The organism is Serratia sp. SSNIH1 (genome assembly GCF_002935055.1).
In the GTDB taxonomy this organism is placed as follows: domain Bacteria; phylum Pseudomonadota; class Gammaproteobacteria; order Enterobacterales; family Enterobacteriaceae; genus Serratia; species Serratia nevei.
Window position 1 is genome coordinate 1,540,302 of sequence record NZ_CP026383.1, and the last position, 23,343, is coordinate 1,563,644.

20 protein-coding genes are annotated in these 23,343 nt (G+C 59.9%); 16 read left to right on the plus strand and 4 right to left on the minus strand.

Annotated features, from left to right (window positions below; genetic code table 11):
* Positions 1 to 241 precede the first annotated feature (241 nt).
* From bolA to C3F38_RS07420, 9 genes are all read left to right on the plus strand, one after another.
* The gene (gene bolA, locus C3F38_RS07380) at positions 242 to 556 is read left to right on the plus strand and encodes a transcriptional regulator BolA (protein WP_004940361.1); all 315 of its coding nucleotides are present in this window, start codon (positions 242 to 244) and stop codon (positions 554 to 556) included.
* A 367-nt stretch (positions 557 to 923) separates the two neighbouring features.
* The gene (gene tig / locus C3F38_RS07385) at positions 924 to 2,228 is read left to right on the plus strand and encodes a trigger factor (RefSeq protein WP_004940358.1); all 1,305 of its coding nucleotides are present in this window, start codon (positions 924 to 926) and stop codon (positions 2,226 to 2,228) included.
* A gap of 438 nt (positions 2,229 to 2,666) precedes the next feature.
* The gene (clpP, locus tag C3F38_RS07390) at positions 2,667 to 3,290 is read left to right on the plus strand and encodes an ATP-dependent Clp endopeptidase proteolytic subunit ClpP (RefSeq protein WP_016928858.1); all 624 of its coding nucleotides are present in this window, start codon (positions 2,667 to 2,669) and stop codon (positions 3,288 to 3,290) included.
* Positions 3,291 to 3,433: 143 nt separating this feature from the next.
* Positions 3,434 to 4,705: an ATP-dependent protease ATP-binding subunit ClpX gene (clpX, locus tag C3F38_RS07395; RefSeq protein ID WP_004940354.1), complete on the plus strand. Its 1,272-nt coding sequence runs from the start codon at positions 3,434 to 3,436 to the stop codon at positions 4,703 to 4,705.
* A 194-nt stretch (positions 4,706 to 4,899) separates the two neighbouring features.
* Entirely contained in the window at positions 4,900 to 7,254 is a 2,355-nt protein-coding gene (lon, locus tag C3F38_RS07400; protein ID WP_019454189.1) for an endopeptidase La, read from the plus strand.
* Positions 7,255 to 7,470: 216 nt separating this feature from the next.
* Entirely contained in the window at positions 7,471 to 7,743 is a 273-nt protein-coding gene (gene hupB, locus C3F38_RS07405; protein WP_004940351.1) for a nucleoid-associated protein HU-beta, read from the plus strand.
* 178 nt (positions 7,744 to 7,921) lie between these two features.
* Positions 7,922 to 9,805, plus strand: a complete 1,884-nt coding sequence (gene ppiD, locus C3F38_RS07410) for a peptidylprolyl isomerase (RefSeq protein WP_055316556.1) — start codon at positions 7,922 to 7,924, stop codon at positions 9,803 to 9,805.
* Positions 9,806 to 9,943: 138 nt separating this feature from the next.
* On the plus strand, positions 9,944 to 10,327 hold the full coding sequence (locus tag C3F38_RS07415; RefSeq protein WP_047728709.1) for a helix-hairpin-helix domain-containing protein: 384 nt from the start codon (positions 9,944 to 9,946) through the stop codon (positions 10,325 to 10,327).
* 154 nt (positions 10,328 to 10,481) lie between these two features.
* Complete coding sequence (locus C3F38_RS07420; RefSeq protein ID WP_038876185.1) at positions 10,482 to 10,895, plus strand: thioesterase family protein; 414 nt, start codon at positions 10,482 to 10,484, stop codon at positions 10,893 to 10,895.
* Between the two features lie 35 nt (positions 10,896 to 10,930).
* Here C3F38_RS07420 and queC read toward each other — a convergent pair whose 3' ends face one another.
* Both queC and C3F38_RS07430 read right to left on the minus strand, forming a co-directional pair.
* Positions 10,931 to 11,629 (minus strand): 7-cyano-7-deazaguanine synthase QueC, encoded by a 699-nt coding sequence (queC, locus tag C3F38_RS07425; RefSeq protein WP_025301770.1) that lies wholly within the window; start codon positions 11,627 to 11,629, stop codon positions 10,931 to 10,933.
* 115 nt (positions 11,630 to 11,744) lie between these two features.
* Positions 11,745 to 13,460 (minus strand): SgrR family transcriptional regulator, encoded by a 1,716-nt coding sequence (locus C3F38_RS07430; protein WP_055313589.1) that lies wholly within the window; start codon positions 13,458 to 13,460, stop codon positions 11,745 to 11,747.
* A 104-nt stretch (positions 13,461 to 13,564) separates the two neighbouring features.
* Between C3F38_RS07430 and cof the strand changes: the two genes are divergently transcribed.
* Entirely contained in the window at positions 13,565 to 14,389 is an 825-nt protein-coding gene (gene cof, locus C3F38_RS07435) for an HMP-PP phosphatase (RefSeq protein WP_055316551.1), read from the plus strand.
* A 60-nt stretch (positions 14,390 to 14,449) separates the two neighbouring features.
* Here cof and C3F38_RS07440 read toward each other — a convergent pair whose 3' ends face one another.
* Positions 14,450 to 15,490, minus strand: coding sequence for a PLP-dependent cysteine synthase family protein (locus tag C3F38_RS07440; RefSeq protein WP_055316549.1), 1,041 nt, complete (start codon positions 15,488 to 15,490; stop codon positions 14,450 to 14,452).
* 122 nt (positions 15,491 to 15,612) lie between these two features.
* Between C3F38_RS07440 and C3F38_RS07445 the strand changes: the two genes are divergently transcribed.
* The 5 genes from C3F38_RS07445 (at position 15,613) to amtB (ending at position 21,654) form a co-directional block, all read left to right on the plus strand.
* The gene (locus tag C3F38_RS07445; RefSeq protein WP_004940330.1) at positions 15,613 to 16,074 is read left to right on the plus strand and encodes an Lrp/AsnC family transcriptional regulator; all 462 of its coding nucleotides are present in this window, start codon (positions 15,613 to 15,615) and stop codon (positions 16,072 to 16,074) included.
* A 92-nt stretch (positions 16,075 to 16,166) separates the two neighbouring features.
* On the plus strand, positions 16,167 to 17,942 hold the full coding sequence (smdA, locus tag C3F38_RS07450) for a multidrug efflux ABC transporter permease/ATP-binding subunit SmdA (protein WP_038876191.1): 1,776 nt from the start codon (positions 16,167 to 16,169) through the stop codon (positions 17,940 to 17,942).
* Positions 17,935 to 19,713: a multidrug efflux ABC transporter permease/ATP-binding subunit SmdB gene (gene smdB / locus C3F38_RS07455; protein ID WP_055312256.1), complete on the plus strand. Its 1,779-nt coding sequence runs from the start codon at positions 17,935 to 17,937 to the stop codon at positions 19,711 to 19,713. Before smdA ends, smdB begins: the two co-directional genes overlap by 8 nt.
* Positions 19,714 to 19,992: 279 nt before the next feature.
* Complete coding sequence (glnK, locus tag C3F38_RS07460) at positions 19,993 to 20,331, plus strand: P-II family nitrogen regulator (protein ID WP_004940327.1); 339 nt, start codon at positions 19,993 to 19,995, stop codon at positions 20,329 to 20,331.
* Between the two features lie 36 nt (positions 20,332 to 20,367).
* Positions 20,368 to 21,654, plus strand: a complete 1,287-nt coding sequence (amtB, locus tag C3F38_RS07465) for an ammonium transporter AmtB (protein WP_038876195.1) — start codon at positions 20,368 to 20,370, stop codon at positions 21,652 to 21,654.
* A gap of 90 nt (positions 21,655 to 21,744) precedes the next feature.
* Here the strand turns inward: amtB and tesB are convergent, their stop codons facing one another.
* On the minus strand, positions 21,745 to 22,608 hold the full coding sequence (tesB, locus tag C3F38_RS07470; protein WP_055316546.1) for an acyl-CoA thioesterase II: 864 nt from the start codon (positions 22,606 to 22,608) through the stop codon (positions 21,745 to 21,747).
* 231 nt (positions 22,609 to 22,839) lie between these two features.
* Here tesB and C3F38_RS07475 point away from each other — a divergent pair, with 231 nt between their 5' ends.
* Complete coding sequence (locus C3F38_RS07475) at positions 22,840 to 23,331, plus strand: YbaY family lipoprotein (protein WP_055316542.1); 492 nt, start codon at positions 22,840 to 22,842, stop codon at positions 23,329 to 23,331.
* Positions 23,332 to 23,343 lie beyond the last annotated feature (12 nt).

The following is a 23,343-nucleotide window of genomic DNA, read 5'->3' on the forward strand; positions in this document are numbered from 1 at the left end:
AGCATCGCCGCCGTGCGGTGGAAGCGCGGAAGGCGCCTGAGTGACAAATTTTTACCTGCCGTTGATAAAAACACGCTTTTTTGGCCCGCTCAATCGGATAATCCCCCAAGCGGCGGGGATGACGCTCATCATCTGACCGCAGAAAAGAGAAATTTGTCCCAGCGATGGTCTAAACGGGGGAAAACCGGCTAATATTGAACTAGATGGGCACGGTCCTCTGCCGGTGTTGTAAGGAGATCCTATGATTCGCGAGCAAATAGAAGCAAAGTTAAGGGCGGCGTTTGAGCCCGCGTATCTGGAAGTCGTTGATGAAAGCTATCGTCATAACGTTCCGGCGGGTTCAGAAAGTCATTTCAAAGTGGTATTGGTCAGCGATCGCTTCGTCGGCGAACGGTTTTTGACGCGTCACCGCTCTATCTACGGCGTACTGTCGGAAGAACTGGCTGATGGCGTACACGCGCTGGCGCTGCACACCTATACGCTCAAAGAGTGGGAAGGTTTGCAGGATACCGTGCCGGCCTCGCCGCCGTGCCGCGGCGCCGGGACGCTGGCCTGAGGGGGAAATTTTCAGGTATCAGTGGAACTTTGCCCTCGAATTAGGGTATTACTACTGACGAATTTTGAAACGGCCTGCGGGCCGTTTCTGTTTTTGACGACGACACGGCCGACGCGCAATATGGCCAACGTTCGGTCTGTTTTGGCGGCCTTTTGGCGATTGAATCGGCAAAAGTGTGAGTTTTAGCGCGCCTGCGCCGCCTAGCTTTCCTCGACTCGCCATGCATGCGCCGCTATAATGTCGCGTCTTATTTTTCCGGAATGGTTTCGGGACGCTTCTGTCATCAGGGAACTCGGTTCTTATTTGTAGCCGTCCTGGTTCTTGGAACGGAGTTGACCGAGCACTGTGATTTTTTTGAGGTAACAAGATGCAAGTTTCAGTAGAAACCACTCAAGGCCTTGGGCGCCGTCTCTCTATTACTGTACCGGCTGATACTATCAAGCAGGCGGTGAAGAAAGAGCTGATCAACGCAGCGAAAAGCGTGCGTATCGACGGCTTCCGCAAAGGCAAAGTGCCGATGAACATCGTGGAACAGCGTTACGGCGCCTCTGTTCGTCAGGACGTGCTGGGCGAAGCGATGCAGCGCAGCTTCGTTGACGCGATCATCAAAGAAAAGATTAATCCGGCCGGCGCACCAAACTACGTGCCGGGCGAGTACAAAGAAGGTGAAGACTTCACTTTCGCCGTTGAATTCGAAGTGTATCCAGAAGTTGAGCTGAAAGGCCTGGAAAACATCGAAGTTGAAAAACCTGTGGTTGAAGTGAACGACGAAGACGTCGACGCGATGCTGGACACCCTGCGCAAGCAGCAGGCGACCTGGAAAGAAACCGATCGCGCAGCGGAAGCTGAAGATCGCGTGACCGTTGACTTCACCGGTTCTATCGACGGTGAAGAGTTCGAAGGCGGCAAAGCGTCCGACTTCGTACTGGCAATGGGCCAGGGCCGCATGATCCCAGGCTTCGAAGAAGGCCTGGTCGGTCACAAAGCGGGCGAAGAGTTCTCCATCGACGTGAACTTCCCGGAAGATTACCACGCGGAAAACCTGAAGGGCAAAGCGGCCAAATTCGCTATCGTGCTGAAGAAAGTTGAAGAGCGCGAGCTGCCGGAACTGACCGAAGAGTTCATCAAGCGTTTCGGCGTGGCGGACGGTTCCGTTGCCGGTCTGCGCACCGAAGTTCGCAAGAACATGGAGCGCGAGCTGAAAGGCGCCGTGCGTAACCGCATCAAGTCTCAGGCGATCGACGGTCTGGTGAGCGCGAACGAAATCGACGTGCCTGCTGCCCTGATCGACGGCGAAATCGACGTACTGCGTCGTCAGGCTGCACAGCGTTTCGGCGGCAACGAGAAGCAAGCGCTGGAACTGCCACGCGAGCTGTTCGAAGAGCAAGCGAAACGCCGCGTAGTGGTTGGCCTGCTGCTGGGCGAAGTGATCAGCACCAACGATTTGAAAGCTGACGAAGACCGCGTGAAGACGCTGATCGAAGAAATGGCTTCTGCCTACGAAGATCCGAGCGAAGTCATCGAGTTCTACAGCAAAAACAAAGAGCTGATGAACAACATGCGCAACGTGGCTCTGGAAGAGCAAGCGGTTGAAGCCCTGCTGGCAAAAGCGAAAGTGACTGAAAAAGCCACTACCTTCAGCGAGCTGATGAACCAGACTCAACAGGCGTAATGCCGGCGTGCCGGGCGCGATGAACGGCGCCCCCGGTTTCGCCTGGCGAACCGGCGCACGATGAAAAAGCCCGCAACCTGAGGTTGCGGGCTTTTCTTTTTGCCACGTTGCTGATTAATCTCAGGTTAAGCGGGGCAATATGCACTATATTTACCCTGTTGCCTGGGGAACTGGCTGGCATGATAACGGTCAGAATAACGGCATCGTTTTCGGCGCGCGGAGAAAATCGGCCTCTGGGCTTGAAATCGCGCCGGGATCCCCCAATCTGTTAAGAATAATTCTGGGGCTGTTTGCCAAAGTGCGCGGGATGAAATAACCGTCGGGTACGTGTGGCGCGGGTCGAATGCTTGAGCATAGTCATCATGGCCGTTCTCAAGTAGAATCGGCGTATTAGGGTGACACCCTGGCCGCCAAGGCAATTTCTATTAGGAGACGGTAATGTCATACAGTGGCGAACGAGATCAATTTGCACCGAACATGGCGCTGGTGCCGATGGTGGTAGAGCAGACTTCACGCGGGGAGCGTTCTTACGACATCTATTCCCGCCTGCTGAAAGAGCGCATCATTTTCCTGACCGGCCAGGTGGAAGATCACATGGCCAACCTGATCGTGGCGCAAATGCTGTTCCTCGAAGCGGAAAGCCCGGAAAAAGACATTTTCCTCTACATCAACTCGCCGGGCGGGGTGATCACCGCGGGCATGTCGATTTACGACACCATGAAGTTCATCAAGCCGGACGTCAGCACCATCTGTATGGGCCAGGCGTGCTCGATGGGCTCCTTCCTGCTGACCGCGGGTGCCAAAGGCAAACGTTTCTGCCTGCCGAACTCGCGCGTGATGATTCACCAGCCGCTGGGCGGCTACCAGGGCCAGGCGACGGACATCGAAATCCACGCGCGTGAAATCCTTAAGGTGAAAGCGCGCATGAACGAACTGATGGCCGAGCATACCGGCCAGCCGCTGGAGCAGATCGAACGCGACACCGAGCGCGATCGCTTTATGACCGCGGAAGAAGCCGTGGAATACGGCCTGGTTGACGGCATTCTGACACACCGCAGCTAGAACCACGCGGCGCCGATGGACTATAGTAATCAGAGTGGGCAGGGGCTCGCTCTGTTGTGGCTCCTCGGCGTTCCCGATATGAGTTTGGGCGCACTGCCGCCGTGATTTTCCTGCGGGACAAGACTAAAAAAGAGGTTTGACTGATGACAGATAAGCGCAAAGACGGTTCAGGAAAGCTGCTGTACTGCTCTTTTTGCGGCAAAAGCCAGCATGAAGTGCGTAAGCTGATTGCCGGGCCGTCAGTGTATATCTGCGATGAATGTGTCGATCTGTGTAACGACATTATTCGCGAAGAGATTAAAGAAGTTGCCCCGCATCGTGAGCGCAGTGCACTGCCGACGCCGCACGAAATTCGCCACCACCTGGATGACTACGTCATCGGCCAGGAGCAGGCGAAGAAAGTGCTGGCGGTTGCGGTGTACAACCACTACAAACGCCTGCGCAACGGCGATACCAGCAACGGTATCGAGCTGGGCAAGAGCAACATCTTGCTGATCGGCCCGACCGGCAGCGGTAAAACTCTGCTGGCGGAAACGCTGGCGCGCTTCCTGGACGTGCCGTTCACCATGGCCGACGCCACCACGCTGACCGAAGCCGGTTACGTGGGTGAGGACGTGGAAAATATTATCCAGAAGCTGTTGCAAAAATGTGACTATGACGTGCAGAAAGCGCAGCGCGGCATCGTTTATATCGATGAAATCGATAAGATTTCCCGCAAGTCCGACAACCCGTCGATCACGCGTGACGTCTCGGGTGAAGGCGTGCAGCAGGCGCTGCTGAAGCTGATTGAAGGCACCATCGCCGCGGTTCCGCCGCAGGGTGGGCGCAAACATCCGCAACAGGAGTTCCTGCAGGTTGATACCTCCAAGATCCTGTTTATCTGCGGCGGTGCTTTCGCCGGCCTGGATAAGGTGATCGGTCAGCGCGTCAACACCGGCTCCGGCATCGGCTTCGGCGCGACCGTCAAGGGCGAGTCCGAGAAGGCCACCGAGGGCGAACTGCTGCTGCAGGCCGAACCGGAAGATTTGATCAAGTTCGGTCTGATCCCAGAGTTCATCGGCCGTCTGCCGGTGGTGGCGACCCTGAGCGAGCTGAGCGAAGATGCGCTGATTCAGATCCTGAAAGAGCCGAAGAACGCCCTGACCAAGCAGTATCAGGCGCTGTTCAACCTGGAAGGCGTGGAGCTGGAGTTCCGCGACGAAGCGCTGAACGCCATCGCCAAGAAAGCCATGGCGCGCAAAACCGGCGCCCGCGGCCTGCGTTCCATCGTGGAAGGCGCGCTGCTCGACACCATGTACGATCTGCCGTCGATGGACAGCGTAGACAAAGTGGTGATCGACGAGTCGGTCATCGCCGGCCAATCCAAGCCGCTGCTGATTTACGGCAAGCCGGAAGCCCAGGCATCTGGCGAATAATTAGCCAGTTAAACCAGAGCGTTATCAGCAAAATGGGGGATTTCATCCCCCATTTCTTTTTCCTGCATTCTTGCCGTTGAATGTAAGAGATTCATCCCCATATACTCATTAACCAGATTTTATGAAACGTTAGATGCTTGCGTCTCATGAGATTCCTCCTCAACCTGGCGGAAATTAAACTAAGAGAGAGCTCTATGAACCCTGAGCGTTCCGAACGCATTGAAATCCCCGTCCTGCCATTGCGCGACGTGGTGGTTTATCCGCACATGGTGATCCCGTTATTTGTTGGCCGGGAAAAATCGATTCGGTGCCTCGAAGCCGCAATGGATCACGATAAGAAGATCATGCTGGTGGCACAGAAAGAGGCCTCAACGGATGAACCAGGCATTAACGACTTGTTCTCGGTTGGCACCGTAGCGTCGATCCTGCAGATGTTGAAGCTGCCGGACGGCACGGTAAAAGTGCTGGTCGAGGGGCTGCAGCGCGCACGCATCACTACGCTGTCCGACAGCGGTGAGCATTTTGCCGCGCAGGCGGAATACCTTGAGTCGCCAGCGATCGACGAGCGCGAGCAGGAAGTGCTGGTGCGCACCGCGATCAATCAGTTTGAAGGCTATATCAAGCTGAACAAAAAAATCCCGCCGGAGGTGCTGACTTCACTGAACAGCATCGACGACGCCGCGCGTCTGGCGGACACCATCGCTGCCCACATGCCGCTGAAACTCAGCGACAAGCAGTCGGTGCTCGAGATGTCCGACATCACCGAGCGTCTGGAATACCTGATGGCGATGATGGAGTCGGAGATCGACCTGCTGCAGGTCGAGAAACGCATCCGCAACCGCGTCAAGAAGCAGATGGAGAAGAGCCAGCGCGAGTACTATCTGAATGAGCAGATGAAGGCGATTCAGAAAGAGCTGGGCGAGATGGACGACGCGCCGGACGAGCACGAAGCCCTGAAGCGCAAGATCGATGCGGCGAAGATGCCGAAAGAGGCGCGCGAGAAAACCGAAGCGGAACTGCAGAAGCTGAAGATGATGTCGCCGATGTCAGCGGAAGCGACCGTGGTGCGCGGCTACATCGACTGGATGCTGCAGGTACCGTGGAATGCGCGCAGCAAGGTGAAAAAAGACCTGGTCAAGGCGCAGGAAGTGCTCGATACCGATCACTACGGCCTGGAGCGCGTCAAGGATCGCATCCTCGAGTACCTCGCGGTACAGAGCCGCGTCAGCAAAATCAAGGGGCCGATCCTGTGTCTGGTGGGGCCGCCGGGCGTGGGTAAAACCTCGCTGGGGCAGTCGATCGCCAAAGCGACCGGCCGCCAGTACGTGCGCATGGCGCTGGGCGGCGTGCGTGACGAAGCGGAAATCCGCGGTCACCGCCGTACCTACATCGGTTCGATGCCGGGCAAACTGATCCAGAAGATGGCCAAGGTTGGGGTGAAGAACCCGCTGTTCCTGCTGGATGAGATCGACAAGATGTCTTCCGACATGCGCGGCGATCCGGCCTCCGCTCTGCTGGAGGTGCTGGATCCGGAACAGAACGTGGCGTTCAACGACCACTACCTGGAAGTGGATTACGATCTGTCCGACGTGATGTTCGTCGCCACCTCGAACTCGATGAACATCCCTGCGCCGCTGCTGGACCGTATGGAAGTGATCCGCCTGTCGGGTTACACCGAGGACGAGAAGCTCAACATTGCCAAGCAGCACCTGCTGCCGAAGCAGCTTGAGCGCAACGCGCTGAAAAAAGGCGAGTTGACGGTCGACGACAGCGCCATCATCGGTATCATTCGCTTCTACACCCGCGAAGCCGGGGTGCGTAGCCTGGAGCGTGAAATCTCCAAGCTGTGCCGTAAAGCGGTGAAAACGCTGCTGATGGACAAGAAGCGCAAGCATATCGAGATCAACGGCGACAACCTGAAAGATTACCTGGGCGTGCAGCGCGTCGATTACGGCCGTGCGGATACCGAAAACCGCGTGGGCGAAGTCACCGGGCTGGCGTGGACGGAAGTGGGCGGCGATCTGCTGACCATCGAAACCGCCTGCGTGCCGGGCAAAGGCAAGCTGACCTACACCGGATCCCTGGGTGAAGTGATGCAGGAATCGATTCAGGCGGCGCTGACCGTGGTGCGCGCGCGCGCGGAGAAATTGGGCATCAACGCCGATTTCTACGAGAAACGCGACATCCACGTGCACGTGCCGGAAGGGGCTACGCCGAAAGACGGCCCGAGCGCCGGTATCGCGATGTGCACCGCGCTGGTCTCCTGCCTGACCGGCAACCCGGTACGCGCCGATGTGGCGATGACCGGCGAGATCACGCTGCGCGGCCAGGTATTGCCGATCGGCGGCCTGAAAGAGAAGCTGTTGGCGGCGCATCGCGGCGGCATCAAAACCGTGCTGATCCCTTACGAGAACAAGCGCGATCTGGAAGAGATTCCGGACAATGTTATCGCCGATCTGGAGATTCATCCGGTGCAGCGAATCGATGAAGTTTTGAACATTGCGTTGCAAAACCCGGCCTTCGGCGCACTGCCGGTAGCGGCAAAATAGTGACGAATCGCAAAAACCATTGATAAAACTTATACTGGCAAGCCATTTCGGACTTGCCAGTATTTTTTTGTACCGCTAAGTTAGATCTCTGTCGGCCCGCGTTTTGCCACCCAGTCGGTGGCTTGCCAAGGTTCGATGGGATTGATATAACAGCTGCGCTGTCGCAACCGTAGGGATTTTTCGGTGCGACGATAGAATTCTAGAGGGGATGATAGAGTGAATAAGTCACAACTGATCGACAAGATTGCCGCAGGTGCTGATATTTCCAAAGCGGCAGCGGGACGTGCTTTAGACGCAGTAATCGCTTCCGTTACCGACTCTCTGAAAGCAGGGGATGACGTGGCTCTGGTAGGTTTCGGTTCCTTCACCGTGCGTGAACGTTCGGCTCGTACCGGCCGCAACCCGCAGACCGGTAAAGAGATCAAAATCGCGGCAGCCAAAGTACCGGCCTTCCGTGCAGGGAAAGCGCTGAAAGACGCTGTAAACTGATTTAGCGTCTAACCGTTTAGCGTAACAGGGTTTTGTAATAAACAATCACCTGACGCAGCGGTGCTGGTAAGGTAAGATACAAGGCGCATCGGACTGATGCGCTTTTTTTATTTTTGTCGCAGGGAACGCGCCTGCACAAGGGTTGTTAATCCACATCACAGCGGAGTGTTGTCACACTATGATGGACAATTTACGCGCGGCTGCTAATCACGTCGTGCTCAAAATCATCCTGGCCCTGATCATCCTGTCATTCGTTCTGACCGGGGTGGGTAACTACCTGATCGGCGGCTCCGGCGATTATGCTGCGAAAGTAAATGGTCAGACGATCGAACGCGCTCAGCTGGAACAGGCTTTCCAAAGCGAGCGTAGCCGCATGCAGCAGCAGCTGGGTGACCAGTTCTCCGCGCTGGCCGGCAACGAAGGCTACATGCAGCAGATGCGCCGTCAGGTGTTGTCCCAGTTGATCGACAACATGCTGCTCGACCAGTACGCCAAGAAGCTGGGCCTGGCGGTCAGCGACGATCAGATCAAGGACGCTATCCGCAAGGCGCCTTACTTCCAGACCAACGGCCAGTTCGATAACGCCAAATACCTCGACCTGATCGGCCGCATGGGCTACACCGCAGACAACTTCGCGCAGTCGATGCGCCAGCAGCTGGTCAATCAGCAGCTGATTCAGGCCTTCGGCGAGTCCGGCTTCGTGCTGCCGTCCGAATCGCAAGCCATGGCGGCGCTGGTGCTGCAGGAGCGCGATGTGCGCCTGGCGACCATCGATCTGAAGGCGCTGCAGGCGAAACAGAGCGCCGGCGACGACGAACTGAAGGCGTATTACGATCAGAACAAAAACAGCTTCATCGCACCGGAGCAGATGAAGGTGAGCTATATCTCGCTGGACGCCGCGTCCATGCAGGACAAGGTGAAAGTGAGCGAAGAAGACATCAGCGCTTACTACGACCAGCACAAGAGCAGCTACGGCCAGCCGGAGCGTAAAAACTACAGCGTGATCCAGCTGAAAACCGAGGCGGAAGCCAACGCCGCGCTGGACGAGCTGAAGAAGGGCGCCGATTTTGCCACCCTGGCGAAAGAGAAATCCACCGATATCATCTCACGCCGTACCGGCGGCGAGCTGGGTTGGCTGGAGCCGGAAACCACCGCCGACGAGCTGAAGCAGGCTAACCTGACCGAGAAAGGGCAGCTGTCCGGCGTGGTGAAATCTTCCGTCGGCTTCCTGATCGTGCGTTTGAACGATATCGAACCTGAGAAAGTGAAGCCGCTGAGCGAAGTGCATGACGCCATCGCCAAGCAAGTGCAGCAGGAGAAAGCGGTAGACGCGTATTACGCGCTGCAGCAGAAGGTGAGCGAAGCGGCGACCAGCGACAACGAATCTTTGGCCTCGGCTGAAGAAGCGGCCGGCGTGAAAGCGGCGCAAAGCGACTGGTTCACCCGTGACAACATTCCTGCCGCGCTGAACTTCAAGCCGGTCGTGCAGGCGATCTTCGACGGCTCGCTGATCGGCGAGAACGGCGCGCCGGGCAGCAACTCCGACGTGATCACCGTAGATGGCGACCGCGCCTTCGTGGTGCGCGTGAGCGGCCATAAGCCGGAAGGTATCGAACCGTTCGACCAGGTGAAAGACCGCGTGGCCGAGCTGGTGAAGCGCAACAAAGCGGTGCAGGAAGCGAAACTGCAGGGCGAGAAGCTGCTGGTTGAGCTGAAGCAGGGCAAGGGCGACGAGGCGATGAAAGCCGCCGGCCTGAGCTTTGGTGCCGTGCAGAAGATGGCGCGCGCGCCGGAAGACAGCCAGCTGGTGGAGAGCGTGTTCGCGCTGCCGCACCCGCAGGACGGAAAACTGGTGTACGGCATGTCGCAGGATCGCCAGGACAACGTGGTGCTGATCGCGCTTGATGCGGTGAAGCCAGGCACACTGCCGGAAGACGAAATGAAAACCTTCGTCGGCAAGATGGAAGAGGGCGCGACCGGCGTTTCCTTCGATTCGCTGCTGGCGAGCCTGCGTAAAGAAGCCAAGATCAAAATGGGCGCCGCTGAGCAACAGCCTCAGTAATCGCCGCATTTTTCTGCAACGCAGTGCAACAAACAAAGGCCGCTTTCGCGGCCTTTTCCACATCTGATATCCGCCGATTGCTGAATATTCGCCGCCGCGGCAAGGTAGCCTTGCTGTCACACACAAGGAGGATACAGCATGAAACATACTGAGAAAAAATCAGCGTTATCAGGTTACCCGCATCACATCAAAGCTGCGCTGACCGCGCTGCTGTTGTGCCTGGCGGGGCCGGCTGCCGCGGTGGATAAAGCCGAGGCGCCGGCACCCATGCTCTCAGCACCGGCGAGCAATGGCGGGCAATCGGTGATGGCCAAGACAGCCGAGGAGGCGGCGGTCAGCATCAATCAGGCTACCGCCGAACAGTTGGCCGCCGCCTTGAGCGGCGTCGGTTTGAAGAAGGCGGAAGGCATCGTGCGCTACCGTGAGCAGAATGGGCCGTTCACCCAGGTTGAGCAGTTGCAGGAGGTGCCGGGCATCGGGCCGGCGCTGTTTGAGAAGAACCGCACCCGGCTGAAAATGTGATCCCGGTCGCGGCTGCGTGGCAAAATGCCGCTGAGGCCGTCACTCCTCTGCTACATTTTACAGGTCTTACCAGTTTGGCGCGTTGACCAAACGGGCGAGGGAGCCGCTGCGGCTCCCTCTTTCTGTAATCACCAGGCAGGAGCGATCGTTCCCTATGCAAACCTTTATCAAAGTTCGCGGTTATCACCTTGATGTTTACCAGCACGTTAACAATGCCCGCTATCTGGAGTTTCTGGAAGAGGCGCGCTGGGAATGGCTGGAGAACGAGGCCGGGTTCCGCTGGATGACGGAAAACAACATCGCTTTCATCGTGGTGAACATCAATATCAATTACCGCAGCCCGGCGGTATTGGGGGATAAGCTGCGTATCGACAGCCAGATGGTGCAGCTCAACGGCAAGAGCGGGGTGCTGAGCCAAAAGGTGACGCAGGATCCGGCGGGGACGCCGGTGGCCGACGCGCTGCTGACTTTCGTGTGTGTCGATCTGAAAACGCAACGTGCGCTGCCGATCGAAGGAGAATTGCGCGAGCACCTGGAGGCGCTCACGCCGAAGGATAATCTGCAGTAAGCTTACGGGCGGCAGAGGCTGCCGCCATCACTGCCTCAGGCCAGAGCGGCCTTCTGTTTCAACGCCGCCATCACTTCCGCCTGGTTGGCCCGGTACTGCATCAGGCCATTGGCGCGCAGGTTGCAGGCGGCACATTCGCCGCAGCCGTCACCTTTGATGCCGTTGTAGCAGGTCAGCGTATCCTGGCGTACGCGATCCAGCTGGTGGTAATAATCCGCCAGCGCCCAGGTTTCGGCCTTGTTCAGCCACATCAGCGGCGTTTCAAAGCGGATATCGCGGGCGATGCCCAGCGTCACCGCCTTGTTCAACGCTTTAACGAACTCGTCGCGGCAATCCGGATAGCCGGAGAAATCGGTTTCACACACGCCGGTGATCACCGCTTCCGCTTCCACCTGGTAGGCGTAGATCGCCGCCAGCGTCAGGAACAGGATGTTGCGGCCCGGCACGAAGGTGCTCGGCAGCGCATTTTTCTGATTGGGATCGTAGGCGGGAACCGGAATATTGTCGCGCGTCAGGCTGCTGACGGCCAGCTCATTGAGCAGCGTTACGTCCAGCACCTTGTGTGCCTTGGCGCCGAGGGCTACCGACAGCTCTTGAGCCACTTCAATCTCGGCGCGATGGCGCTGGCCGTAATCGAACGTGACGCAGTGAACTTCATCATACTGTTGCAATGCCTGGATCAAGCAGGTCGTGGAGTCTTGTCCACCGCTGAAAACGACAACCGCGCGCTTCATAAAATCACCTTTTTGGGCTTTGGCCTCTCCCGATACACATTCGGGCGGCAGGATAAAAATTGCGTTGCGGCGACAATAGTAGCAGAAAGGGCCGCCAAGCGCAGGGCGGTTCGGCTCAGGCCGGTGCGTCGTCCACCGGCGGCGGCAGCCACGCCTGGCAAAAATCGAACCAGCCGTGGGCGGTTAGCGTGACGCCATGCATACGCGGCGGCGCGCTGATCTGATACTGGTAGTGAAACAGCGGCGTGATGATGGCGGCGGCCATCAGCCGTTGATAATAAGCCTGCAGCTGTGCGAAGCGCGGTTGCTGCGCCTGCAGCTGCTGGATCTGCCGCAGCGTGTCCTGCTGCTGCTGCCAGCGGCTTTCCGTCAGGATGCCGCGCCACAGCGTATCCTGCCGCAGCCAGCTCTCCAGCGTCGCCTCCGGCGCTTCACCGATCAGGTTGTCCGCCAGCAGCAGGTCGGCCTGGGCGATCTGCGCCTCGCTTTGCCAGCGCTTACCGGCGTAGTAACGCACCTCCAGCTCGCAGCCGTGCTGCGCCAGCAGCCGCCGCAGCGCGACCGTCACCGTTTCCAGCTCGACCGGCGGCCGATACAGCAGCGTCAGCCGGGCGGGCAGAGGGACATCTTCCTCAATCCGTTGGCTGGGAATACGCCAGCCGGGCAGCATTTCATGGCTGGGGGTGATCACGCTGTTGGGAATAGGCAGCCGGCTCAGCAGGCCGGACTGCTGGATCAGCATCAGCAGCTTTTGCCCCTGGGCTTCGCTCAGTACGCCGTGGCGCAGGTTCAGCGCCAGATAACACCAGCCCAGGCTCATGCTGCGCTGCACCGGCCTGGCCTGCGCCAAATCGTCTTGCTGACCGATGGTGATGCGCACCGGATGCTGGCAACTGGTGTCGGCGCCGGCGGTGGGCAGGTCGGGGGTGATCCAGTACTCGATGGTGTCCAGATACGGATGCTGCAGATGGTAACCGGCGTGCTGTTCCAGCCGCACCAGCTGCGGCTCATTCAACGCCAGCTTGAACGGGCCGGCGCCGATGGTCGGCAGCTCCGGGTGGGTCATCAGGCAAGGCAGCTCCGCCAGCCGGTGAGCCAGCCAATAGTCCGCCAGGCGCAGATCGAACTGGATGCACAGCGGATGTGGCAGGCTGATGTGCGCGACGTTGGCCAGGCTGGGTTGGCTGCGCGGGTGGCGCTGCAGCTTTTCCAGCGTTTGCAGCAGCTGTTGGCCGGTCAGTGGTTCACCGTTGTGCCAGCGTAGCTGGCTGCGCAGAAAGAAGCGCCAGCGCAGGCCGTGCTCGCCAATCTGCCAGTGGTGCGCCAGATCGGGCTGCGGTTCCGGGTTACCGGTCATCAGGCGCGTCAGCCCGGCGTGCAGGGTCGATACCAGATGTTGCTCGGCGCGGCCGGTCAGCGTGAGTGGGTCGAGCGCTTCCAGCGTGCGGTAATAGGGAATGCGCAGCGTCGGGCTGCCGGCCTGCCATTGCCCGCCGAGGTGCGGGCTGAGCAGATCCTGCAGGTGCAGCGGATCGAGCTGCGCCATCTCCAGCGCCCCCTGATGGTTGCCCTGTTGCAGCAGCTGTTGCAGCAGCTGCGCGCGCAGTTCATCCGGGGTTTTCAGGCAATGCAGGCGGGCGCGTTTGCCGCGGCCGGGCTGCGAATGCCAGCTCAGCCAATCCTGATCCTGCAGCTGTTGCACCAGCGTGCGGGCGTGCCGTTCGCTGCAGTAGAACATCGCCGCCAGCTCGCCGATGGTCACGGCGACCGGCGCGTTGCCGAGCTGCTGGTACAGGCGTTGATATTGGCTGAGACGGTGAACCAGGCGCATGGGCAGAAATCCGGAACAGTTTTCTCAAATTGTTCACTATTACTTCCGCAAATACCATCCCATACTGCACTGATTGTAATCGCGTTCACATTCAAGAGGTCTTTATGTATCGCCTGGCAGCTTTCGATATGGACGGCACGCTGTTGATGCCGGATCACCGGGTTGGCCCGGAAACGCTGGCGGTGCTGAACCAGCTGGTGGAGCGGGAAATGGTGGTGACGTTCGCCACCGGGCGGCACTACCTCGACGCGCAGCCGATCATGGCGCAGCTGGGGCTGCAGGGTTACCTGATCACCGGCAACGGCACGCGAGTGTATGACAACCGCGGCCAACAGCTGCACGCCACCGATTTGCCGGCGGCGGTCGCCGAAGAGGTGCTGCATCATCATTGGCGCACCCGCGCCAGCATGCACGTGTTCCGCGATGAAGGTTGGCTGACCGAGTTTCCCGTGCCGGAAGAGATGCTGCAAGCGCACCACCTGAGCGGCTTTCGTTTTCAGCTGGCCGACGTGCGCCGCCTGCCGGCGTTCGGCAACAGCAAGGTGTGCTTTGTCGCGCCGCATGAGGAGCTGCTGGCGTTGCAGGTGCAGCTGCGGGCACAGCTGGGCGGCGAGGCCGATCTGTGTTTCTCCGCTTACGATTGCCTGGAGGTACTGCCGCTTGGTTGCAACAAGGGCGCGGCGCTGGACCGGCTGAGCCGTCACCTGGGATTGACGATGGCCGACTGCATGGCGTTCGGCGATGCGATGAACGACAAAGAGATGCTGGGCGCGGTGGGACACGGCGTGGTGATGGGGAACGCCCTGCCGCAGCTGAAATCCCTGCTGCCGCAGCTACCGGTTATCGGCCATTGCCAGCAACAGGCGGTGGCCCACTATTTACAACATTGGCTGCGTTCACCTTGCCTCACCTATTCCCCCGAAGAATGAGGTTCTCCTTACAGCCGGCCGGGTATGACTACCCGGCTTTTTTTTATCCGGAGCCTGGCGTTACAAATCCGCCAGCTGCGCCAGATACGGCTGCAGATCGCCGATGTTGTTGCTGACCCATTCCGGGTTGTAATAGGTATCCAGATAACGCTCGCCGCTGTCGCACAGCAGGGTGACGATCGCCCCTTGCTCGCCGTTTTCCCGCATCTGTTTCGCCAGCTGCAGCGCACCCCAGACGTTGGTGCCGGTGGAAGCGCCAACCTTGCGGCCTAACACGCCTTCCAGCCAGTGAATGGTAGCGACGCTGGCGGCATCCGGCACCCGCAGCATGTTGTTGACCACCGACGGGATGAACGACGGCTCGGCGCGCGGGCGGCCGATGCCTTCGATACGGCTGCCGCAGCTGCCGATCAGGGTGCGATCGCCGTGGTGGAAGCAGTCATAGAACACCGAATTTTCCGGATCGACCACCGTCAATTGGGTGTCGTGCCCCTGATAGCGGATGTAGCGCCCCAGCGTGGCGGAGGTGCCGCCGGTGCCGGCGCTCATCACGATGTGTTTCGGCACCGGGAAGGGTTCGCGCGCCATCTGGCGGAAAATGCTGTCGGCGATGTTGTTGTTGCCGCGCCAGTCGGTGGCGCGTTCGGCGTAGGTGAACTGATCCATATAGTGGCCGTTCAGCTCTTTCGCCAGCTGTTCGGAGGCGGCGTAGATCTGGGCGGCGTGATCGACGAAGTGACAGCGGCCGCCGTAAAAGGCGATCTGCTCCACCTTGCGGCGCGCGGTGCAGGATGGCATCACCGCGATGAACGGCAGGCCGATCAGACGAGCGAAGTAGGCTTCGGACACCGCGGTGCTGCCGGAAGAGGCCTCGATGATGGTGGTGTTCTCGGTGATCCAGCCGTTGCACAGCCCATAAAGGAACAGCGAGCGCGCCAGGCGGTGTTTCAGGCTGCCGGTCGGGTGGGTGCTCTCATCCTTCAGATACAGGCAGATGCCGGGAAACGCCGGCAGGTTCAGGCGAATCAGGTGCGTATCGGCGGAGCGCTGAAAATCCGCTTCTATTTCACCGATAGCATATTTTACCCAAGAGTTTGTCATGATTTGGCCTCAAAATAGGGGGCTGGTTTATGGCGTAGCATAGCCTGTCGGCAGGAAAAAAGGATTGCCATTTTCCCTGTTTAATCGCCTAATGAGAGAAAATTTTTCTCCTGGTGGCCGCTATGTTAGATAAAACAGACCGTAAGCTGCTGTGCATGCTGCAGCAAGATTGCACCCAGTCGCTGCAGGCGCTGGCCGATGCGGTCAATTTGACCTCGACGCCGTGCTGGAAACGGCTGAAGCGCCTGGAGGACGAGGGCTATATCCGCGGCCGGGTGGCGCTGCTGGATAACGAAAAGCTCGGCCTGGGGCTGACGGCGTTCGTGCTGATCAAGACCCAGCAGCACAGCAGCGAGTGGTATCAGGCGTTTGTGCAACTGACCAGCCAGATGCCCGAGGTGCTGGCGTTCTACCGCATGGCGGGGGAGTACGACTATCTGATGCAGGTCGAAGTGGCGGACATGAAAAGCTACGACGGCTTTTATAAGCGCCTGGTGAACGGCGTACCGGGCCTCATCGATGTCACCTCGAGCTTTGCCATGGAAAAAATCAAATACACCACCGCGCTGCCGGTGCCGGAGTGAAAAGTTCACCGGACGGGCGGCTCAACGGTGGTATCCTGCTCTGCTGAAGCAGAAAAAGAGACAAATCCCATAAAACCCTGGAATCAAACTGCGTGAGATTATTTGCTCAAATCGGCTGGTACTTCCGCCGGGAGTGGCGCCGCTACCTCGGGGCGGTGGTGCTGCTGATCGTCATCGCCATCCTGCAACTGCTGCCGCCTAAGCTGGTCGGCATCATCGTGGACGGCGTCACCGAAAAACAAATGTCTACCGGCGTGCTGATGGCCTGGCTCGGGCTGATGATCGGCACCGCGATCGTCGTTTACCTGCTGCGCTATGTGTGGCGGGTGTTGCTGTTCGGCGCCTCCTACCAGCTGGCGGTCGAGCTGCGCGAAAACTTTTACCGCCAGCTCAGCCGGCAAAACCCGGCGTTCTACCTGCGCCACCGCACCGGCGATCTGATGGCGCGCGCCACCAACGACGTGGACCGCGTGGTGTTCGCCGCCGGCGAAGGCGTGCTGACGCTGGTGGATTCGCTGGTGATGGGGTTGGTGGTGCTGGTGGTGATGAGCACCCAAATCAGCTGGCAGCTGACGGTGTTGGCGTTGATCCCGATGCCGCTGATGGCGATCGCCATCAAATATTACGGTGACCAGCTGCACCAGCGCTTTAAATCGGCACAGGCGGCGTTTTCCAGCCTGAACGATCAGGCGCAGGAAAGCATGACCAGCATCCGCATGATCAAGGCCTTTGGGCTGGAAGATCACCAATCCAACCGCTTCGCCGAGGTGGCGGCGCAGACCGGCGCCAAGAACATGCACGTGGCGCGGGTGGATGCGCGCTTCGATCCGACCATTTATATCGCCATCGGCGCCTCTAACCTGCTGGCCATCGGCGGCGGCAGCTGGATGGTGGTGAACGGATCGCTGACGCTCGGGCAGCTGACCAGCTTTGTGATGTATCTCGGCCTGATGATCTGGCCGATGCTGGCGCTGGCCTGGATGTTCAACATCGTCGAACGCGGCAGCGCGGCCTACAGCCGCATCCGCAGCCTGCTCGACGAGGCGCCGGCGGTGCAGGACGGCCCGCAGGCGTTGCCGGCCGGCCGCGGCGTGCTGGACGTGGATATCCGCGCGTTCCACTACCCGGAAAACCCGCATCCGGCTCTGCATGACGTGGCGCTGACGCTGAAGCCGGGGCAGATGCTGGGGCTGTGCGGGCCGACCGGCGCCGGCAAGTCGACGCTGTTGTCGCTGATCCAGCGCCAGTTCGACGTCGACCAAGGGCAGATCCGCTATCACGGCCTGCCGTTGCCGCAGGTCAAACTCGACGACTGGCGTTCGCGGCTGTCGGTGGTGAGCCAGACGCCGTTCCTGTTCTCCGATACCGTGGCGAACAACATCGCGCTGGGCCATCCGGGGGCGACGCAGGCGCAGATTGAACAGGCGGCGCGGTTGGCCAGCGTCCATGAGGACATTCTGCGGCTGCCGCAGGGCTATGACACCGAAGTGGGCGAACGCGGCGTGATGCTGTCGGGCGGGCAGAAACAGCGTATCTCCATTGCGCGTGCGCTGCTGCTGGATGCGGAGATCCTGATCCTCGACGACGCGCTGTCGGCGGTGGACGGCCGTACCGAACACCAGATCCTGCACAACCTGCGCAGCTGGGGGCAAGATCGCACGGTGATCATCAGCGCGCACCGGCTGTCGGCCTTGACCGAGGCCAGCGAGATCCTGGTGATGCAGCACGGCGGCGTTGCGCAGCGCGGCGATCCGGCGGCGCTGGCGGCGCAGCCGGGCTGGTATCGCGATATGTACCGTTATCAGCAGCTGGAAGCGGCGCTGGACGAAGCGCCGGAAAACGGCGAGGAGGCGTTGGCCGATGAATAAAGTGCAAAAGCTGTGGCCGACGCTGAAGCGGCTGCTGGCCTATGGCTCGCCGTACCGCAAACCGCTGGGGCTGGCGGTGCTGATGCTGTGGATCGCGGCGGCGGCGGAAGTCGCCGGGCCGATCCTGGTGAGCTATTTTATCGATAACTACGTTGCCAAAGGGCAACTGCCGCTGACGATCGTCGGCGGGCTGGCGGCGGCTTATATTCTGCTGGAGCTGCTGGCGGCGGCGCTGCACTACTTCCAGGCGCTGCTGTTCAACCAGGCGGCGGTGGGGGTGGTCCAGCGGCTGCGCACCGACGTGATGGACGCCGCGCTGCGCCAGCCGCTCAGCGCCTTCGACACGCAGCCGGTCGGGCAATTGATCTCGCGCGTCACCAACGACACTGAGGTGATCAAGGATCTGTACGTGATGGTGGTCTCCACGGTGCTGAAAAGCGCCGCGCTGATCGGCGCCATGCTGGTGGCGATGTTCAGCCTCGACTGGCGCATGGCGCTGGTGGCGGTCTGCATCTTCCCGGCGGTGTTTGTGGTGATGGGCATCTATCAATACTACAGCACGCCGATCGTGCGCCGGGTGCGCAGCTATCTGGCGGACATCAACGACGGTTTCAACGAAGTGATCAACGGCATGGGCGTGATTCAGCAGTTCCGCCAGCAGGTGCGCTTCGGCGAACGCATGAGCGCCGCCAGCCAGTCGCACTATCTGGCGCGCATGCAGACCCTGCGGCTCGACGGTTTCCTGCTGCGGCCGCTGCTCAGCCTGTTTTCGGCGCTGGTGCTGTGCGGGCTGCTGATGCTGTTCGGCTTCAGCGGCGAGGGGGTGATTGGCGTCGGCGTGCTCTACGCCTTCATCAACTACCTGGGGCGCCTGAACGAACCGCTGATCGAGCTCACGTCGCAGCAGTCGATCCTGCAGCAGGCGGTGGTGGCCGGTGAACGCATTTTCGAGCTGATGGATCGCAGCCAGCAGAGTTACGGTGCCGACGATCGTCCGCTGGCCGGTGGCCGCATCGACATCACCGATCTGAGCTTCGCTTACCGCGCGGACAAAAAGGTGCTGCAGCACATTTCGCTGGCGGTGCCTTCGCGCGGTTTTGTGGCGCTGGTCGGGCATACCGGCAGCGGCAAGAGCACCTTGGCCAACCTGCTGATGGGCTATTACCCGGTCAGCGAGGGGGAAGTGCGTCTCGATGGCCGCCCGATATCCAGCCTGTCGCACCGCACGCTGCGCCAGGGCGTGGCGATGGTGCAGCAGGATCCGGTGGTGATCGCCGATTCGGTGCTGGCCAACGTTACGTTGGGGCGCAACATCGAGGAAGACGCCGTGTGGCAGGCGCTGGAAACGGTGCAGCTGGCGAGTCTGGTGCGCGGCTTCCCGCAGGGTATTCACACTCGGCTGGGGGAGCAGGGCAATAACCTGTCCGTCGGGCAGAAACAGCTGCTGGCGATGGCGCGGGTCTTGGTGCAGGCGCCGCAGATCCTGATCCTCGACGAGGCGACCGCCAATATCGATTCGGGCACCGAACAGGCGATCCAGCGCGCGCTACGTGCGATCCGCGAGCACACCACGCTGGTGGTGATCGCCCACCGGCTGTCGACCATTGTCGATGCCGACTCCATCCTGGTGCTGCATCGCGGCCAGGCGGTAGAGCAGGGCAACCATCAGCAGCTGCTGGCGCAGCAGGGGCGCTACTACCAGATGTACCAGCTGCAGCTGGCGGGCGAGCAGCTGGCGGAAGCGGTGCGCGAAGAGAGCCAACCCGCCTGAGCATGGGCCGCGATCGCGGCCCTTCTTTTTTTCTCCACGCACCACAAGCAGGCAACCCGCCTGCACCATGCCCCCTTTCTGCACTTTTTCGACGCGATGCGCACCAAATCAGTGCGCGATATTTAATCAATTCAGGGTATCGGTATGGCGCCGCGGCCTGATGGTGCCCGCGTTCCCGCTAATCCGCTGAATCGTCATGCAAAATCAAATCTGGCACAGGCCTTGCTACATATGACGCGTACCAGGGGTGAGTTTGGGCTTAATTCGTGGAGGGGCAATATGAAGCTGGTGACCGTGGTAATCAAACCGTTCAAGCTGGAGGACGTGCGCGAGGCTCTGTCCTCCGTGGGTATTCAGGGGTTGACCGTAACCGAAGTGAAGGGCTTTGGCCGCCAGAAGGGGCACGCCGAGCTGTATCGCGGCGCCGAATATAACGTCAACTTCCTGCCTAAGGTCAAAATCGACATCGCCATCGCTGACGATCAGTTGGATGAAGTGGTTGATGTGATTAGCAAAGCCGCCTACACCGGCAAAATCGGCGACGGCAAAATTTTCGTTGCCGAGTTGCAACGCGTGATCCGCATTCGCACCGGCGAAACCGACGAATCGGCACTGTAACCGCGAACTCAGTTAAGTGATGGGGATGGATTGATAATGAAAAGACTGTTATCCATGTTGGGCCTGAGTTCGGTAACCCTGGTTCCTTCTTTGGCCCTGGCCGCCCCGGCGGTCGCTGATAAGGCCGACAACGCCTTTATGATGATCTGCACCGCGTTGGTGCTGTTCATGACGCTGCCGGGCATCGCGCTGTTTTATGGCGGCCTGCTGCGCGGCAAAAACGTGCTGTCGATGCTGACGCAGGTCACCGTCACCTTCGCGCTGGTCTGCGTGCTGTGGGTGCTGTATGGCTACAGCCTGGCGTTCAGCGAGGGCAATGCGGTGTTCGGCGGGTTCGAAACGGCGATGCTGAAAGGCATCGGCATCGACAGCGTCACCGGCAGCATCAGCCAGATGATCCACGTCGCCTTCCAGGCGTCCTTTGCCTGCATTACCGTGGCGCTGGTGGTGGGCGGCTTCGCCGAACGCATTCGCTTCTCGGCGGTGCTGATCTTCGCGATAGTGTGGTTTACGCTGTCCTATCTGCCGATCGCGCACATGGTGTGGGGCGGCGGCTACCTGGCCACCGACGGCGCATTGGACTTCGCCGGCGGCACCGTGGTGCACATCAACGCCGCCAGCGCCGGGTTGGTCGGTGCCTACCTGATCGGCAAGCGTGCCGGCTTCGGTAAAGAGGCCTTCAAACCGCACAACCTGCCGATGGTGTTTACCGGGGCGTCCATCCTGTATATCGGCTGGTTCGGCTTTAACGCCGGCTCCGCCAGCGCGGCCAACGGCATTGCGGCCCTGGCATTCCTCAACACCGTGGTCGCCACCGCGGGCGCCATTCTCTCCTGGACCTTCGCCGAATGGGTGCTGCGCGGCAAGCCTTCGCTGCTGGGCGCCTGCTCCGGCATGATCGCCGGGTTGGTTGCGGTGACGCCGGCGGCGGGCACCGTGGGCGTGGGCGGGGCGTTGATCATCGGCCTGGTGGGCGGCGTCGCCGGCCTGTGGGGCGTCGTGACGCTGAAGAAATGGCTGAAGGTGGACGACACCTGCGACGTGTTCGGCGTGCACGGGGTGTGCGGCATCGTCGGCTGCCTGCTGACCGGCGTGTTCACCGCCTCTTCGCTGGGCGGCACCGGCTACGCCGAAGGGGTGACGATGGGCCATCAGGTCTGGATCCAGCTGGTGAGCGTGCTGATCACCCTGGTGTGGTCGAGCGTCGCCGCCTTTATCGCCTTCAAGATCGCGGGCGCCATGGTGGGCCTGAGAGTACCGGAAGAGCAGGAACGCGAGGGGCTGGACGTCAACAGCCACGGCGAGAGCGCCTACAACCAATAAGACTCGAAGCAGGGCAGTGCGCTAAAGACTAAAATAATGATGAAGCCGAAAGGGGCGATGGAAACATCGCCCCTTTCTTTATGCTGCGGATCAGGCGTCGCGCTGGCGAATCACCCCTTCCTGCACGGTGGTGGCGACCAGGACGCCGTCGCGGGTGTAGATCTGACCGCGTACAAAGCCCCGTGCGCCGGAAGCGGAGGTGCTCTCCACCGCGTACAGCAGCCAGTCATCCATGCGGAACGGGCGATGGAACCACATGGAGTGGTCAATGGTGGCTACCTGCATGCCCGGCTCGAGGAAGCCGACGCCGTGCGGCTGCAGCGCGGTCGGCAGGAAGTTAAAGTCCGACGCGTAGCCCAGTAGGTATTGGTGGATGCGTTGATCGTCCGGCATATTGCCGTTGGCGCGGAACCAGACGTAGCGATGCGGTTCTTCCACGCTGCCTTTCAGCGGGTTGTGGAATTTCACCGGGCGCATTTCGATCGGCTTCTGGCCGATAAATTTTTCGCGCACTTTTTCCGGCAGCATATGCGCCAGCTTTTGGGCGATCTCTGATTCGGACAGCAGCCCTTCCGGCGGCGGCACGTCCGGCATCAGGTTCTGGTGCTCAAAACCTGCCTCCGGGCTCTGGAAGGAGGCGGTCATATAGAAGATAGGTTTGCCGTGCTGGATGGCGCTGACGCGGCGTGCGCTGAAACTGTTGCCGTCGCGCAGGGTTTCCACGTCGTAAACGATAGGCTTGCTGCTGTCGCCCGGGCGCAGGAAGTAGCTGTGGAACGAATGCACGCTGCGTTCGTCCGGCACCGTCTGCTTGGCGGCGTACAGCGCCTGGCCGACCACCTGCCCGCCGAACACCTGACGCAGCCCCAAGTCTTCACTCTGGCCGCGGAACAGCCCTTCTTCGATTTTCTCCAGATCCAGCAGATCGAGGAGGTTTTGCAATGCCTGGCTCATAAAGTTGTTACCTTTCTAATAATCATTTTGCGCAGTGTGCGGAATATCACGGCGCGGCGTCAACATCTTGCGTTATGGGGCCGATGAGAATGCTCTTAATAGTGGGCGCTTTGGACAGGCTAAGTGATTAATAGGTGGAGCAAAGTGGATTTGTCAGTGTTTTGTGCTAAGTTTAATAGGTACGGCGGTGAAAGCCACCAACATGTTGATAATAAAAAAGGAGACCGATCCATGAAACTCTGGCAAATCGTAGGCGGTGCCGCGGCACTGACGATCACGCTGGCAGGATGCGCGCAAAAGAGTGCTTATGTGCCTACACAGGCGGCCGGTAACCCGGCAGCTGCGCAAACGCAGATTCAGGGCCCGGCGGTGACAGGTTCGGTTAATATACGTCAGCGCATTGCGCTGCCGCCGGACGCCGTACTGACGGTCACCCTCTCTGACGCCTCGCTGGCGGATGCGCCGTCTAAAGTGATTGCACAGCGCGCGGTACGCACTGAAGGGCAACAGGCGCCGTTCAGCTTTACGCTGCCGTATAACCCGTCCGACATCCAACCGAATGCGCGTATCATTCTGAGCGCGGCGGTGACGGTCAAAGGGCGACTGATGTTTATTACCGACACCATCCAGGAAGTGGTCAACCGCAACGGCACCCGTGCCGATCTGCTGCTGGTTCCGGTTCAGGGTGTGCCGATTCAGGCTGCGCCAACCGTCATGCAGTAATCTTACTGCGGT

Bases quoted from the DNA above. Each gene is read 5' to 3' on its own strand.
- ppiD (WP_055316556.1), top strand. From the start codon at position 7,922: ATGATGGACAATTTACGCGCGGCTGCTAATCACGTCGTGCTCAAAATC.
- C3F38_RS07420 (WP_038876185.1), top strand. From the start codon at position 10,482: ATGCAAACCTTTATCAAAGTTCGCGGTTATCACCTTGATGTTTACCAG.
- tesB (WP_055316546.1), bottom strand. From the start codon at position 22,608: ATGAGCCAGGCATTGCAAAACCTCCTCGATCTGCTGGATCTGGAGAAA.
- tig (WP_004940358.1), top strand. From the start codon at position 924: ATGCAAGTTTCAGTAGAAACCACTCAAGGCCTTGGGCGCCGTCTCTCT.
- smdB (WP_055312256.1), top strand. From the start codon at position 17,935: ATGAATAAAGTGCAAAAGCTGTGGCCGACGCTGAAGCGGCTGCTGGCC.
- queC (WP_025301770.1), bottom strand. From the start codon at position 11,629: ATGAAGCGCGCGGTTGTCGTTTTCAGCGGTGGACAAGACTCCACGACC.
- C3F38_RS07440 (WP_055316549.1), bottom strand. From the start codon at position 15,490: ATGACAAACTCTTGGGTAAAATATGCTATCGGTGAAATAGAAGCGGAT.
- C3F38_RS07475 (WP_055316542.1), top strand. From the start codon at position 22,840: ATGAAACTCTGGCAAATCGTAGGCGGTGCCGCGGCACTGACGATCACG.
- clpX (WP_004940354.1), top strand. From the start codon at position 3,434: ATGACAGATAAGCGCAAAGACGGTTCAGGAAAGCTGCTGTACTGCTCT.
- bolA (WP_004940361.1), top strand. From the start codon at position 242: ATGATTCGCGAGCAAATAGAAGCAAAGTTAAGGGCGGCGTTTGAGCCC.
- C3F38_RS07445 (WP_004940330.1), top strand. From the start codon at position 15,613: ATGTTAGATAAAACAGACCGTAAGCTGCTGTGCATGCTGCAGCAAGAT.
- cof (WP_055316551.1), top strand. From the start codon at position 13,565: ATGTATCGCCTGGCAGCTTTCGATATGGACGGCACGCTGTTGATGCCG.
- C3F38_RS07430 (WP_055313589.1), bottom strand. From the start codon at position 13,460: ATGCGCCTGGTTCACCGTCTCAGCCAATATCAACGCCTGTACCAGCAG.
- C3F38_RS07415 (WP_047728709.1), top strand. From the start codon at position 9,944: ATGAAACATACTGAGAAAAAATCAGCGTTATCAGGTTACCCGCATCAC.
- lon (WP_019454189.1), top strand. From the start codon at position 4,900: ATGAACCCTGAGCGTTCCGAACGCATTGAAATCCCCGTCCTGCCATTG.
- amtB (WP_038876195.1), top strand. From the start codon at position 20,368: ATGAAAAGACTGTTATCCATGTTGGGCCTGAGTTCGGTAACCCTGGTT.
- clpP (WP_016928858.1), top strand. From the start codon at position 2,667: ATGTCATACAGTGGCGAACGAGATCAATTTGCACCGAACATGGCGCTG.
- glnK (WP_004940327.1), top strand. From the start codon at position 19,993: ATGAAGCTGGTGACCGTGGTAATCAAACCGTTCAAGCTGGAGGACGTG.